Here is a 14,446-nt window from a genome sequence, read left to right as displayed (position 1 = left end):
TTCAGCCCCGACAGGTTTCTGCCGGGGCTTTTTTGCATATGCGCACAATTCCACCGAAAATTTTTGCCTTTTCGCGCCACTGGCGCGCCCGCCGCAGGCCCAACAGCCTGCCTCTCGACTGGCGCCCGGTTGCCAGCCTGCAAGGCACCACGGGCTACGCACGCTTTCGTGAATGGCTGCTTGTGCTCAATGCCTGCAATATCCCGCACCAGACCGTCCCGATGAACGGCAGGGAATACATTTATGTGCCCGCGCTGTTTGAAAACATTGCCCTCATGGAACTGGGGGACTTTGTACGCGAGAACGCCGCACCAGTTGCCCAGCCTCTGCCGCTGCGGGTTTTTCCTCATGCCTACATGACAATACTGGCGCTGCTGCCGCTCATTCTCTGGCACGGCTGGCGCGTGGGCTGGTGGCCTGTCCCCGCAGTACTGCCACCGCCAGACATGTGGAGCAGCGCGGGCATTCTTGACGCCGTGCGGGTTCGCGTTTTCAACGAATGGTACAGAACCGTCACCGCCCTTACCCTTCATGCCAGCCTTACCCACCTTTGCGGCAACATGGCCTTTGGGGCTATATTTATGACCCTGCTGGCCCGTATGACCGGCGTTGGCAGAGCCTTGTGGCTCACGCTGCTGGGAGGCGCGCTGGGCAATGCCCTGACCGTGCTGTTGCGACCCCACCCGGTTTTGAGCATGGGATTTTCCACGGCGCTGTTTGCCAGCATTGGGGTTATTTCCGGCTACATGGCCTGCCAGCAACAAGGCAAACGCAAGGCCATGCTGCCAGTGGCTGCCGGAGCCGCCTTGCTGGCCATGCTCGGCACTGAAGGTGAAAATACCGACTATGCCGCGCATCTTGCCGGGCTTGGCTGTGGGCTGGCGCTGGGCGCGCTTGAAGCCTGTCAGGTGCGGAACTGCCGTAAGAGGTTGAACCAATGGATGGCGGGGGCGCTCACGGCCCTGATCTGCGCCGCTGCATGGTGGTGGGCCTTTGCCGCCATGCGCAACTGACTGAGCAAAAAAGATCCTGACGTGAACTCGCACATCAGGATCATGATTTTTTGGCTGTATTTTTGATCGCCGCATATCTGCCAGAATCAGCCCAAATCAGAGCAGACCAGCGCCTTCTCACCCACTATCCTTCCGCCAGACCAGCTCCCGTCCTCTTTATGCCTGCCCTGAGCAGCACGGCAACACTGTTCTTGCCAAGGCAAAGCGCCTGATTCAGACCGCGTTGCCCCCCTGGCTCAGCTTGTGCAATGTACGCCCAAGCGGCGCTTCGCGGTGGAAAAGGAGCAGAGGCAGTATGGCCCCGATAGCCAGGGCGCACATGATGAAAAATGCAGTGAGTCCGTTGTAGACAACGCTGACAAGTACAGTCTGGCCCTGAGGCGTCCCGGCAGTGTTGAGAAACTGCAAGGTCGCCAGAATGGCCTTGTAGGCGAACATGCCGGGAATCATGGGCAGCAGCGCGGGGAACACAAACATTTCCGCCGGGGTATGGCAGCGGCGCGCAATGGGCATGCTGCAAAAGGAAATAATCAACCCGGCGCAGAGCGAGGCGCTGGCAATCCCCATATCGGCCTGCAACAGCAAAAAACGGCTCATGTGGCCTGTGGCGGCAAGCAGGCCAGCCATGACGGCAATCCGCTTGGTGGGCCGCGAAATGGCCGCAAACCCAACTGCGGCAACAGCTGCGAGCGCGCCATCCGCAAGACAGTCAACCAGCATCATAACGAATCCACCCCCATCAGCAGCATGGTTGTAGCCAGCCCCAGAGCAATGCAGATAATGAGCGTACTGGCCTGAATCAGCCGCGAAACGCCCATGAGCACATGCCCGTCAAGAATATCCAGCATGGCGTTGATCAGGGGAATGCCGGGGATGAGAAACAACACGCTTGCAGCCATGCCCGTTTGCGGCGTGTTGCCCAGATGCAGCAGCACGCCCAGCGACGCCACCAGAGAAGCAGCGAACGAGCAGAGAAAAAACGTGACCTTCAGGTCAAGGCCCCAGTGCAGCAACTTTTGCCGCAGATAAAAGCCCAGAAAGGTTGCGCAGAAAACCAGCCCCATAGCCACTGCGTCGCCGTTGAACAAACCGCAAAAGGCGGCATTGGCGCAGGCCACAAGAAAGCGCAGCAACCCGGAATTAAGCGTGGGCACCGCGCAGATTGCGCTGAAATGCTCGCGCGCCTTGGCAAGGCTGAGGTTGTCATCGGCAATGCTCCAGCTCAGGGCATTGAGCGCCGCCACCCGCTGAAAATTGGGCGCGCCAGACACAATGGAGCTGACCGCAGTGCGTCGCTCCGCCGGAATGCCCCCTTCGGCAGGCTTGATGACCGAAAGCATGAGGTGCTTGGGGAATATGGCCAGTTCCACCTCAAAACCATATGCCTGTGCAATGCGGCAGGCGGTGCGGTCAACTCGTGAAGTCTGCCCGCCCGCCGCAAGCAATGTGGAAGCATAAACCTGTATGAACTCAATAAGCTCTTTGGCAGTCAGAACGTTATGTTCTGTTCCGCAAGCGGCATCGGCCTTCTCGGTACTGGCCTCTGCCCCGCCCGCCTCAGTCGAATCCGCCGCCAATGCAGACAGCGTATTCAGACCGCCCTGCCCGTTTTGCAAACCCATAAACTAGATCCCGCTTTCATTATCAAGAAAAACCCAGTGCAGCATGCGCTTGTGAACCCGCAAACGGTATTCTGCCTGTTGCACCAGCAGTGAGGCCTTGCTGGCCAGAATGGAATCGTCAACACGAATCGCCGCTATGGGCGAAGCACTCAGCATAAGATGCGCGTCATGCGCCGCCTTGGCGAGCAGTTCCGGCGTCACCTGCCAGCTTTCGCGTTCTTCGTCCGTCAGGCCGCTACGGCAGCCCGCAAAAACATAGTTGACGCCGCGCACGGCCTCTTCCACACTATCCACAATGGTAATGCGCGACCCGTAGCGCTCCGCAGCTTCTTTGAGCGGCGCGGGATCCACGCGGGACGGCACTGCAATACGCAGTGAAATGGGAAACCATGCCGTTGCCGCCATCAATGAATGCAGCGTACCGTTGACGCAGCCCAGCCAGCCGCAGGTCACGCCGTCAAGATAGCGCGAATTGCGCAACATGCAGGCGATGTCGGCCAGCGCATGCGCCGGATGCGCATCCGGGCTGCCCGCATTGATAAGCGGGAAGCGCAGGCACGATGCCTCCATGTCCCACCCGCTCACTGGCATGCCGTACATGTACATGCAGTCAATGTAGTAGCTGAAAACGGGCAGGAGCTGTTCCTGATAATCGTTCATTTCATTGCGCCAGCTGCCACGGCTGCCCTCGTACACGACATTGCCGCCCATTTGCCGCACAGCGGCGGAAACGCAAAGCCTCTCAGGCAGGGAGTGCTGCGAAAACATCAGCAGGGCCACGCGCTGCGCCATAAAGTCTGTTTGCAGCTTCGGTTCCGGCATGCCCAATGCCTGCTGCACCAGCAGCCAGGACGCCTTTTCACCAAGACTTTTGATATTTAAAATATGTCTTGCCATAGATCCTCCGTGACGGTCGTCACATACAGCATCTTGAGCCCGCGATACTGTTCTATCAATGCGTGAAAATTCTGTCCAGCAAAGTACAAAAAGCAGCATGCATCACAAACCCTTATGCGCCTTTTGCGAAACATTTTTTTAACACGCTGAAAAAAAAGAGAATAGTGGATCTTGTCACATTAATACCCATTGAATACTTGTGATTTAATCCACTTTTCAGCTACAGTACGGGTGCCCGCTTGCAGGGCCCACAGGAGTATACATGAGAGCATTTATTTTTGATCTGGACGGAACACTGGTGGACAGCCTGGAAGACATTGGTCAGGCCTGCAACGATGTTCTGGCCAGTCACGGTTATCCAGTCCATCCCTTGCCAGCGTACAGATTCTATGTGGGCCGAGGCTTTCACAAACTTGTGAATGACGCCCTCCCCGATGGTGAAGCAGCAAAGCTTTCTACAGACCAGCTGACAGCGCTGATTGCAGAGGCCCGCGCCCGCTATGGCGAAAACATGTGCGTGCGCACCAAGCCTTATGCCGGCATCACCGAGGCGCTGCAGCAACTCGCAGCTGACGGCCACGCCCTGGCCGTCCTTTCCAACAAGCCGGATGACCTCACGGTTGAGCTGGTGCGCCGCTACTTTCCTGACGTGCCGTTTACCCTTGTGCGCGGCGGCAGGGATGGGGTGCCCCTCAAGCCGGAGCCGGACGCCCCGCTCGACATGCTGCGGCACATGGACTTTTTGCCAGAGCGCAGCTTTTACGTGGGCGACAGCAACGTGGATATCTTCACCGCTCGCAACGCGGGCATGATCTCAATCGGCGTAGCCTGGGGATTTCGCGGCGCGGACGAATTGCGCGCAGCCCAGGCCGACCATGTCATCGACACGCCCGAGGCGCTGACGCGCATGGCAAAGGAGGCATAGTATGAAACGTCCCATCATTGAGATTGACGAAGAAAAGTGCAACGGCTGCGGACAATGCGTACTCGACTGCGCCGAGGGCGCGCTTGCCATCATTGACGGCAAGGCCAAACTTGTCAGCGACGTTTACTGCGACGGCCTCGGTGCGTGTCTGAACTGCCCGGAGGGCGCGCTGCGCCTTGTGGAAAGGGAAGCGCCCGAATTTGACGAGGAGGCGGCCCTTGCCGCCAAGGCAAAAAGGGATGGAACCGCCCAGCCTCACCGCCCGCACGGCGGCTGCCCCGGCAGCATGGCGCGCACGTTCACCCCGCTGACTGGCGGCCCAGCAACCATGGCACCTGCCGGATCGCAAGACCTGCGGGCACAGGTGCCCACCTGGCCCATCCAGTTGCGGCTGGTTCCGCCCACAGCGCCCTATCTGCGCGGGGCCAACATCCTGCTGGCCGCCCATTGCGCAGGCTTTGCCCTGCCCAATCTGCATGCGGACTGGATGCGCGGGCGCGTGCCCATCATTGCCTGCCCCAAGCTTGAAGACAATGAAGTACTGGTCGAAAGACTCACAGCCATCATCAAACAGGGCGGCATTTCGGGCATTACCGTACTGCGCATGAGCGTTCCCTGCTGCGGCGGGCTGGACAGGCTGGCGCACCGCGCCATCGAGGCCGCTGACAGCACCTTGACGCCGGAGACGCATATTGTACAATTGTAGATATCTTACAAGCAATATACGCGGGCAAGAAATGCCCATGTAGGAAATACCTAAAGTCCGCCTTGACAAAACATAGTGTAATGCTATGTTTTAGGGGCGGGCTTTTATTAACTGAGACTTTGCCCAAAAACCGTAACCCGCAGACGGGCCGTAAGGGGCAGTGACCGCACTGCCAGGTAAGACTGCTTTGCTGTAAAGGATCATAGACATGCCCATCAAGATTCCTGCTGATCTTCCCGCCTGTGCTGCGCTTGAAAGCGAAAACATCTTTGTGATGACAGAAGATCGCGCTGTCCAGCAGGACATTCGTCCGCTGGAAATCGCCATCGTCAACCTCATGCCCACCAAGATCGCCACAGAAACCCAGTTGCTGCGGCTTTTGAGTAATTCGCCCCTTCAGGTCAACATCACCCTGCTGCGCACAGAAGCTCATGAATCCAAAAACACTCCCGCACAGCATCTTGAGCGCTTTTACAAGACATTTTCAGAAATTCGCCATGGCAGCTTTGACGGCATGATCGTTACCGGCGCTCCGGTAGAACATCTCCCTTTTGAGGATGTGGACTACTGGCACGAGCTGCTGGACATCATGACCTTTGCGCAAAGCCGCGTGTACTCCACCCTGTACATCTGCTGGGCGGCGCAGGCTGCCCTGTACCATTTTTACGGTATCCCCAAGTACGCCCTGCCTGCCAAAGTTTCCGGCGTGTTCCAGCACGACATTTTGCAACCCGGCTGCCGTCTGTTCAGCGGCTTTGACGATACCTTTGCCGCGCCCCACTCGCGCCATACAGAAGTTCGCGCCGAGGATGTAAGCAAACAGTCCGCGCTGCGCATTCTTGCCGAATCACCAGAGGCCGGGCTTGCCCTGGTTGAGAGCCGCGACCACTCGCAGGTTTTCATGACCGGGCACCTTGAGTACGACAGGGGCACCCTGGATGCGGAATTCCGCCGCGATCAGGAAAGGGGCATGAACCCCATACCGCCCAACAACTACTATCCCGGCAACGATCCCAGCCGCCTGCCCAATATGAACTGGCGGGCGCACGCGCACCTGTTCTACTGCAACTGGCTCAACTACTACGTTTATCAGGAAACGCCCTTCAGCCTTACTGCCATTGCCCGTGACCGGCAGGGCAAGTAAGAGTTCATAATCCTGAACCCCCTACAGGATACGAGGATGCCTATGCGATTTTCTACCAGAACCCGTTACGGATTGCGCTTTTTGCTGCGTCTGGCGGCCCAGCCCCAGGGCTCTCTTTTGCAACTGGGGCAAGTGGCCCGTGAAGAAAACATCTCGTCGGGCTATCTGGAACAGATAGTGCGGGCACTGCGCCCCATGGGCATTTTGCGTGCAGTGCGCGGTTCTGGCGGTGGATATTCACTTGCCAAGTCGCCAACAGATATTAACATTGAAGAAGTCTTTCAGCACCTTGAGGGTGAAATTTCCCCTGTGCGCTGTCTGAGCAAGGGTCGCCATTGTCAGCGCGAATCCCACTGCTCCACCCGGGGCTTCTGGACAGAACTGGACGGGCATATCCGCTCCTTCCTGCAAAAGCGCACCTTGCAGGAAATCATCGACTCAGAGAAATGCTCCGTAACGGGAGGCAATCATGTGGAATTACACTGAAGCAGTACACGACCACTTTCTGCGGCCGCACAATGTGGGTCCCCTTGAAGGCGCCAACGCCATTGGCGAAGTGGGCAGCCTGACCTGCGGCGACGCCCTTAAGCTATATCTCAAGATCAACGACCAGCACATCATTGAAGACGCCAGCTTTGAAACCTTTGGCTGCGCCAGCGCCATTGCTTCAAGCTCTGTGCTGACCGACATGGTCAAGGGCATGTCTGTTGAAGATGCGCTCAAGATCACCAACAAGGACATCACCAATGCTTTGGGCGGGTTGCCCAAGCAGAAGATGCACTGCTCCGTCATGGGCCAGGAGGCGCTTGAAGCCGCCATCCGCCAATGGAAGGGCGAACCGCCCGTGCCCCATGCCCATGAAGACGGCAAGCTGGTGTGTAAGTGCTTTGGCATCACGGATGCCCAGATTATCCGCGCCATCACCGAAAACGGCCTCAAGACAGTTGAAGAAATCACCAACTACACCAAGGCTGGCGGCGCATGCGGCGAATGCCTTGATGAAATCGCCGAAATTCTGGCCGCCCAGCTCAAGCAAAAGCCCCTGATCGAACTCAAGCCCAAGCCGCGCCTCACCAACGTGCAGCGCATGCAGAAGGTGCTCAAGACCATTGACGAAGAAATCCGCCCGCAGCTTGCTGCTGACGGCGGCGATATTGAGCTGGTGGATGTGGACGGTCTGCGCGTTGTGGTCTCCCTGCGCGGGCGTTGCGCCCAGTGCCGTTCGAGCGAAGTGACCATCCGCGATCTGGTGCAGCGTCTGCTGCGCGAACATGTTGAAGCCGACATCGTGGTTGAGGAGGCCTAACCGCCATGAAAACCATCTATCTTGACAACAACGCCACCACGGCTGTTGCGCCTGAAGTACGCGATGCCATACTGCCCTATCTGAACGAGCTGTACGGCAACCCTTCAAGCATGCATACATTTGGCGGTCAGGTGGCCGATGCGGTCGAAACTGCCCGTGAGCAGATGGCCGGGCTGCTGGGCGCAAATCCCGACGAAATCATCTTTACCTCCTGCGGGTCGGAGAGCGACAATGCCGCCATCTGGTCGGCCATCCAGACCCAGCCTGAAAAGCGCCACCTCATCACCACCCGGGTGGAACACCCCGCCGTACTCAGCGTCATGCAGCACTGGGAACGCCAAGGCTACCGAGTGACCTACCTTGGCGTGGACAACAAGGGACGCCTTGACCTGGACGAATACGCAGCCGCCCTTACGCCCGATACGGCGCTGGCGTCCATCATGTTTGCCAACAATGAAGTGGGCAATATCTATCCCATCCAGCGCATGGCTGAAATGGCCAGCGAACGCGGCGTGCTGTTTCATACGGATGCCGTGCAGGCCGTGGGCAAAACGCCCATTGACCTTGCCCATCTGCCTGCGGACATGCTTTCGCTCTCCGGTCACAAGCTGCACGCCCCCAAGGGTATTGGTGTGCTGTATGTGCGCAAGGGTGTACGCTTTCGCCCGTTTTTGCGGGGCGGCCATCAGGAGCGGGGCCGCCGTGCGGGTACGGAAAACGTGCCATATATTGCAGGGCTTGGCGCAGCGGCTCAACTTGCCATTGCGCACATGCAGGAAGAACGCGTCAGCGTGGCCATGCTGCGCGACAGACTTGAACAGGGCCTGCTTGAACGTATCCCCGACTGCATGGTGAACGGCGATGTGGATAACCGCCTGCCCAACACCACCAATATTGCATTTAAAAACGTGGAAGGCGAAGCCATCCTGCTCATGCTCGACAGGCTCGGCATCTGCGCAAGCTCCGGGTCTGCCTGCACCTCTGGCAGCCTTGAACCTTCGCACGTGCTGCGCGCCATGGGTGTGCCCTTTACTTACGCCCACGGCTCCATCCGTCTTTCCCTCTCCCGCTACACCACGCAGGAAGAAGTGGACTTTGTCATCCAGAACTTCCCTGATGTCATCAAGACCCTGCGCATGATTTCTCCCTTCAAGGATTAATCCTGGCTCAGCAGTTGACGCAGATTCCAATGTTTGTAGATTATGTGCCGCACTCGCCTGGGTGCGGCACATTTACGTCTGCGGCAAAAATTCTGTGCAATTGCGCATGCGGCATAAATAACGCCCATGATGCAAAAAAGTACCCTTTCTGCCGACCGCTGCGTAAATGAACCTATTGCCTCCTGGGGCCGGTTGTCCTATCATTTTACTTTGAATATCTGCCCTGATTGGTGTGAGTGAGGTTTCATGCGTTCAATTCGCCTTTTTGATCTGCTGATGGGTTTTTCGCGCGCGCTCGACATGGTTACACCACTTCTTGCCGGACACCATCTGCGGGTTGCCTTTTTGAGCCAGGTTATTGCCGAACGCATGCGGTTACCCCGCACCACGCGCAAGTACATGCTTATGGCCAGCATGCTGCACGATATTGGAGCAGTGCCGCTCAAAAGCGATACGCGCGACCTCATCTTTGAGCGCAACAAAGCCCTGCACTGCCGGGCTGGCTGGGCCTTTTGCAAAACTGCAGGGCTGCCCACGCCTGTGTGCGACATGGTGCTGCATCACCATACGGAATGGTGCAGTTATGAGGCATCCGACCAGCACGCACTGCCAGCCAACTGCATCCACATGGCTGACCGGGTTGATGTTGCCCTGCGCGGCAAGCAGGCTTCTGACATGCACAGCATCTGCCTCACTCTGCAGGCAAGAGACAGGGAATATGCCCCAGCCTGTCTGGAGGCGCTGGCAACCCTGGCTCATGATGTGGAAATTTCCGCGCTTCTGGGCAGCCATAAGCGCATGGAAGAATACCTGGCCAAGGCATTTGGCTCTGTGATTCTTGGCCCGGTGCAACTTGTGGACCTGTGTGGCCTTTTTTCTCAAACTATTGACTCCAAAAGCCCCTTTACCGCCACCCACTCCCTTGGCGTGGCCTATACGGCGCGCATGCTGCTCAGGCTGACCCGCATGGCCGACGCCGACGATCTCACAACCATGTTTGTGGCCGGTCTGCTGCATGATATTGGCAAACTCGCGGTGCCGCTCGAAATTCTGGAAAAACCAGCGGCGCTCACGCCCGATGAAGTGCGGGAGATTCAAAAGCACGCTGAAATCAGCATGAATTTGCTGGGTTCCATACCCGGTTTTACCTGTGTGCGTGAATGGGGAGGCAGACACCATGAACGCATCGACGGCACAGGCTATCCCCACAATATCGAAGGAAGCAGCCTGACGCTTCCTGTACGTATCATCGCTGTGGCGGATGTATTTACAGCGCTCACAGAAGACCGCCCCTACCGAAACGGCATGCCTCTGGCCGAAGCCATGAGAATCATCACATCCATGGCGGAACTCGGCTATCTGGACAACGGCGTGGTAGCGCTCCTGGCCGATAATGTGCTACGCGTCAACAAAGAGCGCATACGCGCCCAGCGCAAGGCCGCAGCAAACTTTGTGGTTATGCGCAGGCTGTGCGATGAGGCGGCAAAGGCTGCCAGACAACCTTGAGCTGGGTAGCCATACCCGCTGACGGGGGTGAATCATGGGCGTTCCAATCATTTTTCTGATTATTGCTCCCTTGGCTGGCATTATCGCCATGCAGCTCACCCCGCCCTTTTCTCGGCTTGCTGTTGTCCTCTCCCTGATTTTTTCCCTCTGCGGCCTTGTGCTGCTCTACCGATACCTCCTGTTGCCCCTGCGCACGTTCGTGGCTGCCATTGCACAACCGGACTGCGCTGAAATCCCGTCCATACCCACGGCCTGTGATGTTGTGCGCGCTCTGGAAGACAGCCTCAATGCCAGAGAGGCCACGCTTCGCCACGATCTTGCCGAGGCGCACGAAACAGCAGACAAACTCCAGCAGGAAATTCAGGAACTGCGCGAAAGGCGCGTTGTGGACATGCAGACGCAGCAGACTGCCCTTGCGGCCCTGCGCAAAGCCCAATCTGAATTGAATGACATGGCGACTGCTGCTGGTGCGGACAATGGGCTGGCTGTGGACCGCCCGCACACTAGGAGCCAGATTCTTGACCTTTCTGCGGCATTGCACCGTAGCGAATGCATATTGCTGCACGCCAGCCAGCTTTTGGACGTAGACACCACTGATAAAAACGAAGCAGATACTGCGCTTGCAGAGGCCTTTCCCTGGGATAGCCGTTACAATACGAACATTCCGGTCATTGACGGCCAGCATAAGCTCTTGCTCTCGTACATCAACAAGCTGCACCGTGGCATGCAGAAGGGCTGCGATAAAAAACTGCTGCTGGAAATTCTTGATGATCTGACGGGCTATGCCTTCAGCCATTTTGCCACAGAAGAAATTTTCTTCAGCCGCACGGCTTATCCGCTCACGGCACGGCACATTGAAGTGCACCAGAATTTCAGAAAAACAGTGGCAGAACTCAGGGAGGCCGTGCTTGACGACAAGGCCTTTATTGATATTGCCCTGCTGGAATACCTGAAAACCTGGCTGGTGGATCATATACAGCAGATGGATGGGGGTTTTGCCTCCTATGTGATCGGCACAACCCCCACGCCGAAGCAGTAAGCCCTCTGCGGCCAGCCCCTAATAAAAAACCCCGCAAAAAGCGGGGAACAGACGTGGCCGACAGAGCAGCCTGTCAGGACTCGCAAAAAGTTCAACGGCCAAGCAATGCTGCCGCTATTCGTTCTCGGGCGGAGCGGTCAAGAAGGCGCTGGTTTGAACTGCCCCTGAACAGTAATTCTAGGTCGCGGAGGCTTTCCACATAGGGGCCATCCACAAGAACATCCGTCAGTTCCAGCAGCCGACTTGTCCAATAGTCATTGCGGGCAAGCAGGGCTTCAAATGTGTACCCCGTGTAGGTCATCACATTTTTGCGCATGGCCTGTACGCCCTCGGCCACGGCGCAGAGCGCCTGGGCCTGCTCAAAGGGCTCCCCGCCAGACAGCGTCACACCCGCCAGAAGAGGATTCTCCCCAATCTGGGCAAGGGCGGCCTCCGCCGTAAACGGAAAGCCGCCCTCAAAGTCGTGCGTCTGCGGATTGTGGCACCCTTTGCAGTGATGCGGGCAACCCTGCGTGAACAAGACATACCTCAGGCCCGGGCCGTCCACTATGGATTCCTCCACAATGCCTGACAGCCGCATGACCCCGGCATTACCGGATTCAGGCATGCTTGACACGATCGCGCTCTTCCGAGCGCTTGGCGTTGTTGAAACGGTCAAGCGTTCCCACAAGGTAACCGGTGATGCGGCGGGTACGTTCAAAGCCCACATCCTGACCCACAAGTTTCTGCGCGGGCTTGGTTTCCTCGAACAGACGCGATTTCATTAGCATTTTCGCTCTCCTTGTTCTTAAAGCAAAATTGATGGAAAAAATGTATTTGACCGCTAGTCCCACTTGGGGGTGTGCGGGAATTTTCTACGCAATTCATTGAGCAGCTCGGCGCTCACGCCTTCGCCTTCCTTGCGGCCGCAGCGGGGGCAGGTGCCGTTGATCACACCCACATAGCCGCAGACAGGGTCGCGATCCAGGGGATGGTTGATGGAGCCGTAGCCAACGCCATTATCGTGCATAAAACGGATGATGCTCTCAAAGGCCTCAAGGTTCTTGCAGGTATCGCCATCCAGTTCCACATAGGTGATGTGCCCCGCATTGGTCAGCGCGTGGTATGGAGCCTCGATCTGTATTTTTTTAAAGGCCTTGATGGGGCAGTACACCGGCACGTGGAACGAATTGGTGTAGTAATCCCTGTCAGTGATGCCGGGGATGCTGCCGAACTTTTCCTTGTCGAGGTTGACAAAGCGCCCGCTCAGGCTTTCCGCCGGGGTGGCGATGAGTGAAAAGTTGAGTCCTGTCTTTTCAGCTTCGTCATCGCACCGTTTGCGCAGATGCGTAACAATCTCAATGCCAAGCTTCTGGGCATCCTCGCTTTCGCCGTGGTGCTGACCCACAAGAGCCTTGAGCGTTTCGGCAAGGCCGATAAAGCCCACGGTCAGTGTGCCGTGCTTGAGCACTTCTTCAATGCTGTCGTCCCAACCCAGTTTGTCGGAATCAAGCCAGATGCCCTCGCCCATGAGGAAGGGATAGTTGCGCACCTTCTTGGCGCTCTGGATCTTGAGCCGATGCAGCAGCTGGCGGAACACCAGATCAATCTTGTCGTCCAGCAGAGCGTAAAAACGGCTGATGTCACCGCGCGCATCCAGCCCCAGCCGGGGAAGGTTGATGGACGTAAAGCTCAGATTGCCGCGACCGCACGTGACCTGCCTGTCCTTGTCGTACACGTTGCCAAGTACGCGTGTGCGGCAGCCCATGTAGGCAACTTCCGTATTATAGTCGCCCGGGCGGTAGTACTGAAGGTTGTACGGCGCATCAAGAAAGCTGAAATTGGGGAAAAGACGCATGGCGGAAACATCCATGGCCTGCTTGAAAAGGTCGTAGTTGGGATCTTCGGGATTATAGTTGACCCCGGACTTCACCTTGAATATCTGCACGGGGAAAATGGAGGTTTCCCCGTTGCCAAGCCCGGCCTTGGTGGCGCGCAGCAGGTTTTTGACAACCATGCGCCCCTCGGCAGAAATATCCGTGCCATAGTTGATGGAGCTGAAAGGCACCTGTGCGCCTGCACGCGAATTCATGGTGTTCAGGTTATGGATCAGGGCTTCCATGGCCTGATAAGTGCGGCGCTCGGTGTATTTGAGGGCTTCGCCGGCAGCGTAGGCATGCGCGCGCGTCAAAAGCTCGCGCCGGGCCTCGGGGACAGCCGCCACAAGGGCCTCTCCAAAGGCATCGCAGGTGCCAAGGCGCGGGCCTTCTGGCAACAGGGCGATGGTTTCTCTGGCTGCGTCAATGGCTGCCTGCTCTTCCAGATTCTGGGCAATGCGCAAAAAGGCGGCAAAGGCGCGCTCATATTCCTTGCGGTAGGTTTTGATAACGCCTTCGGCCATGGCAAAGTCAAAATGCGGCACACTCTGGCCGCCGTGCATTTCATTCTGGTTGGCCTGAATGGCAATGCAGGCAAGGGCCGAATAGCTCTCAATGGAATTGGGCTCGCGCAAATGCCCGTGCCCCGTGGAAAAACCATTTTTAAACAAGGGGATAAGGTCAATCTGGCAGCACGTTTCCGTGAGCATGTAAAAATCTTTGTCGTGAATGTGAATATCGCCGTTAAGGTGCGCGGCAGAGGCATCCTTGGGCAGAATGTAGTTGTCGATGAAGAATTTTGAGCCTTCGGAACCATACTTGAGCATGGTGCCCATGGCCGTATCGCCATCGATATTGGCATTCTCGCGCTTGATGTCTTCCTGAAGGGCCGGGGAATACGTAAGTTTTTTATAGATATCCATGAGATACGATTCCGCATTACGGATTTTCGTATGCTCGGCCCGGTACAGGATGTAGGCCTTGGCGCTCTTGGCGTAGTCGTACTGAATCAGGGTTTCTTCAACAACATCCTGAATTTCTTCCACATGCTTGAGGCTGCGCGACTCCAGCTTTTTGCACACCTTTTCGGTGACAAACAGCAGGTCAGTGGGGGACATGTCTTCACCGCCAACGGCCTGATTGGCCTTGGTGATGGCATTGAGAATCTTGACCGAATCAAAAGGCACTTCCGTGCCGTCGCGCTTAATAATGCTGGCGAGCATGAACTTCGCTCCAAACGTGTGGGCTATGAACAAAAAGGCCGCCCGAATA

15 protein-coding genes are annotated in these 14,446 nt (G+C 57.1%); 9 read left to right on the top strand and 6 right to left on the bottom strand.

Going from position 1 to position 14,446, the window contains the following annotated elements; all coding sequences use genetic code 11:
- Positions 1–38: 38 nt before the first annotated feature.
- On the top strand, positions 39–1,013 hold the full coding sequence (locus JMF94_RS12970; RefSeq protein ID WP_240825588.1) for a rhomboid family intramembrane serine protease: 975 nt from the start codon (positions 39–41) through the stop codon (positions 1,011–1,013).
- Between the two features lie 213 nt (positions 1,014–1,226).
- On the opposite strand, the gene JMF94_RS12965 is transcribed toward JMF94_RS12970, so the two are convergent.
- The 3 genes from JMF94_RS12965 to JMF94_RS12955 are packed head-to-tail and all read right to left on the bottom strand — an operon-like array spanning position 1,227 to position 3,532.
- On the bottom strand, positions 1,227–1,736 hold the full coding sequence (locus JMF94_RS12965) for a threonine/serine exporter family protein (protein ID WP_240825586.1): 510 nt from the start codon (positions 1,734–1,736) through the stop codon (positions 1,227–1,229).
- Entirely contained in the window at positions 1,733–2,635 is a 903-nt protein-coding gene (locus JMF94_RS12960) for a threonine/serine exporter family protein (RefSeq protein ID WP_240825584.1), read from the bottom strand. The genes JMF94_RS12965 and JMF94_RS12960 overlap by 4 nt, the downstream gene beginning before the upstream one ends.
- A 3-nt stretch (positions 2,636–2,638) precedes the next feature.
- Positions 2,639–3,532, bottom strand: coding sequence for an ornithine carbamoyltransferase (locus JMF94_RS12955; protein WP_240825582.1), 894 nt, complete (start codon positions 3,530–3,532; stop codon positions 2,639–2,641).
- A 262-nt stretch (positions 3,533–3,794) separates the two neighbouring features.
- Between JMF94_RS12955 and JMF94_RS12950 the strand changes: the two genes are divergently transcribed.
- The 8 genes from JMF94_RS12950 to JMF94_RS12915 all read left to right on the top strand — a co-directional run bounded on the left by JMF94_RS12950 (position 3,795) and on the right by JMF94_RS12915 (position 11,318).
- Positions 3,795–4,457, top strand: a complete 663-nt coding sequence (locus JMF94_RS12950; protein WP_240825580.1) for an HAD hydrolase-like protein — start codon at positions 3,795–3,797, stop codon at positions 4,455–4,457.
- Position 4,458: 1 nt separating this feature from the next.
- Positions 4,459–5,163 carry a 4Fe-4S binding protein gene (locus tag JMF94_RS12945; protein WP_240825578.1) on the top strand — a complete coding sequence of 235 codons (705 nt, stop codon included), beginning with the start codon at positions 4,459–4,461 and terminating at the stop codon, positions 5,161–5,163.
- Positions 5,164–5,371: 208 nt separating this feature from the next.
- Positions 5,372–6,307, top strand: a complete 936-nt coding sequence (gene metA, locus JMF94_RS12940; RefSeq protein WP_240825577.1) for a homoserine O-succinyltransferase — start codon at positions 5,372–5,374, stop codon at positions 6,305–6,307.
- Between the two features lie 36 nt (positions 6,308–6,343).
- Positions 6,344–6,793: an Rrf2 family transcriptional regulator gene (locus JMF94_RS12935; protein ID WP_022658669.1), complete on the top strand. Its 450-nt coding sequence runs from the start codon at positions 6,344–6,346 to the stop codon at positions 6,791–6,793.
- Positions 6,777–7,613, top strand: a complete 837-nt coding sequence (gene nifU, locus JMF94_RS12930; RefSeq protein WP_240825576.1) for a Fe-S cluster assembly protein NifU — start codon at positions 6,777–6,779, stop codon at positions 7,611–7,613. The genes JMF94_RS12935 and nifU overlap by 17 nt, the downstream gene beginning before the upstream one ends.
- Before the next feature lie 5 nt (positions 7,614–7,618).
- Complete coding sequence (nifS, locus tag JMF94_RS12925) at positions 7,619–8,773, top strand: cysteine desulfurase NifS (RefSeq protein ID WP_240825573.1); 1,155 nt, start codon at positions 7,619–7,621, stop codon at positions 8,771–8,773.
- Positions 8,774–9,019: 246 nt separating this feature from the next.
- Positions 9,020–10,279 carry an HD domain-containing phosphohydrolase gene (locus JMF94_RS12920; protein WP_240825571.1) on the top strand — a complete coding sequence of 420 codons (1,260 nt, stop codon included), beginning with the start codon at positions 9,020–9,022 and terminating at the stop codon, positions 10,277–10,279.
- Positions 10,280–10,313: 34 nt separating this feature from the next.
- Positions 10,314–11,318: a bacteriohemerythrin gene (locus tag JMF94_RS12915; protein WP_240825568.1), complete on the top strand. Its 1,005-nt coding sequence runs from the start codon at positions 10,314–10,316 to the stop codon at positions 11,316–11,318.
- Positions 11,319–11,409: 91 nt separating this feature from the next.
- On the opposite strand, the gene nrdG is transcribed toward JMF94_RS12915, so the two are convergent.
- Genes nrdG through JMF94_RS12900 form a run of 3 tightly spaced genes read right to left on the bottom strand, consistent with a single transcriptional unit; the run spans position 11,410 to position 14,397 of the window.
- Positions 11,410–11,925: an anaerobic ribonucleoside-triphosphate reductase activating protein gene (gene nrdG / locus JMF94_RS12910; RefSeq protein ID WP_240825696.1), complete on the bottom strand. Its 516-nt coding sequence runs from the start codon at positions 11,923–11,925 to the stop codon at positions 11,410–11,412.
- Positions 11,918–12,082 (bottom strand): anaerobic ribonucleoside-triphosphate reductase, encoded by a 165-nt coding sequence (gene nrdD / locus JMF94_RS12905; RefSeq protein ID WP_022658663.1) that lies wholly within the window; start codon positions 12,080–12,082, stop codon positions 11,918–11,920. The genes nrdG and nrdD overlap by 8 nt, the downstream gene beginning before the upstream one ends.
- A gap of 59 nt (positions 12,083–12,141) precedes the next feature.
- A complete protein-coding gene (locus JMF94_RS12900) occupies positions 12,142–14,397 on the bottom strand; it encodes an anaerobic ribonucleoside triphosphate reductase (protein ID WP_240825566.1) in 2,256 nt (751 codons plus the stop codon).
- Between the last annotated feature and the right edge of the window lie 49 nt (positions 14,398–14,446).

This window comes from Desulfovibrio sp. UIB00 (assembly GCF_022508225.1).
GTDB lineage: Bacteria > Desulfobacterota > Desulfovibrionia > Desulfovibrionales > Desulfovibrionaceae > Desulfovibrio.
This window is presented reverse-complemented; position numbering and strand designations above follow the sequence as displayed.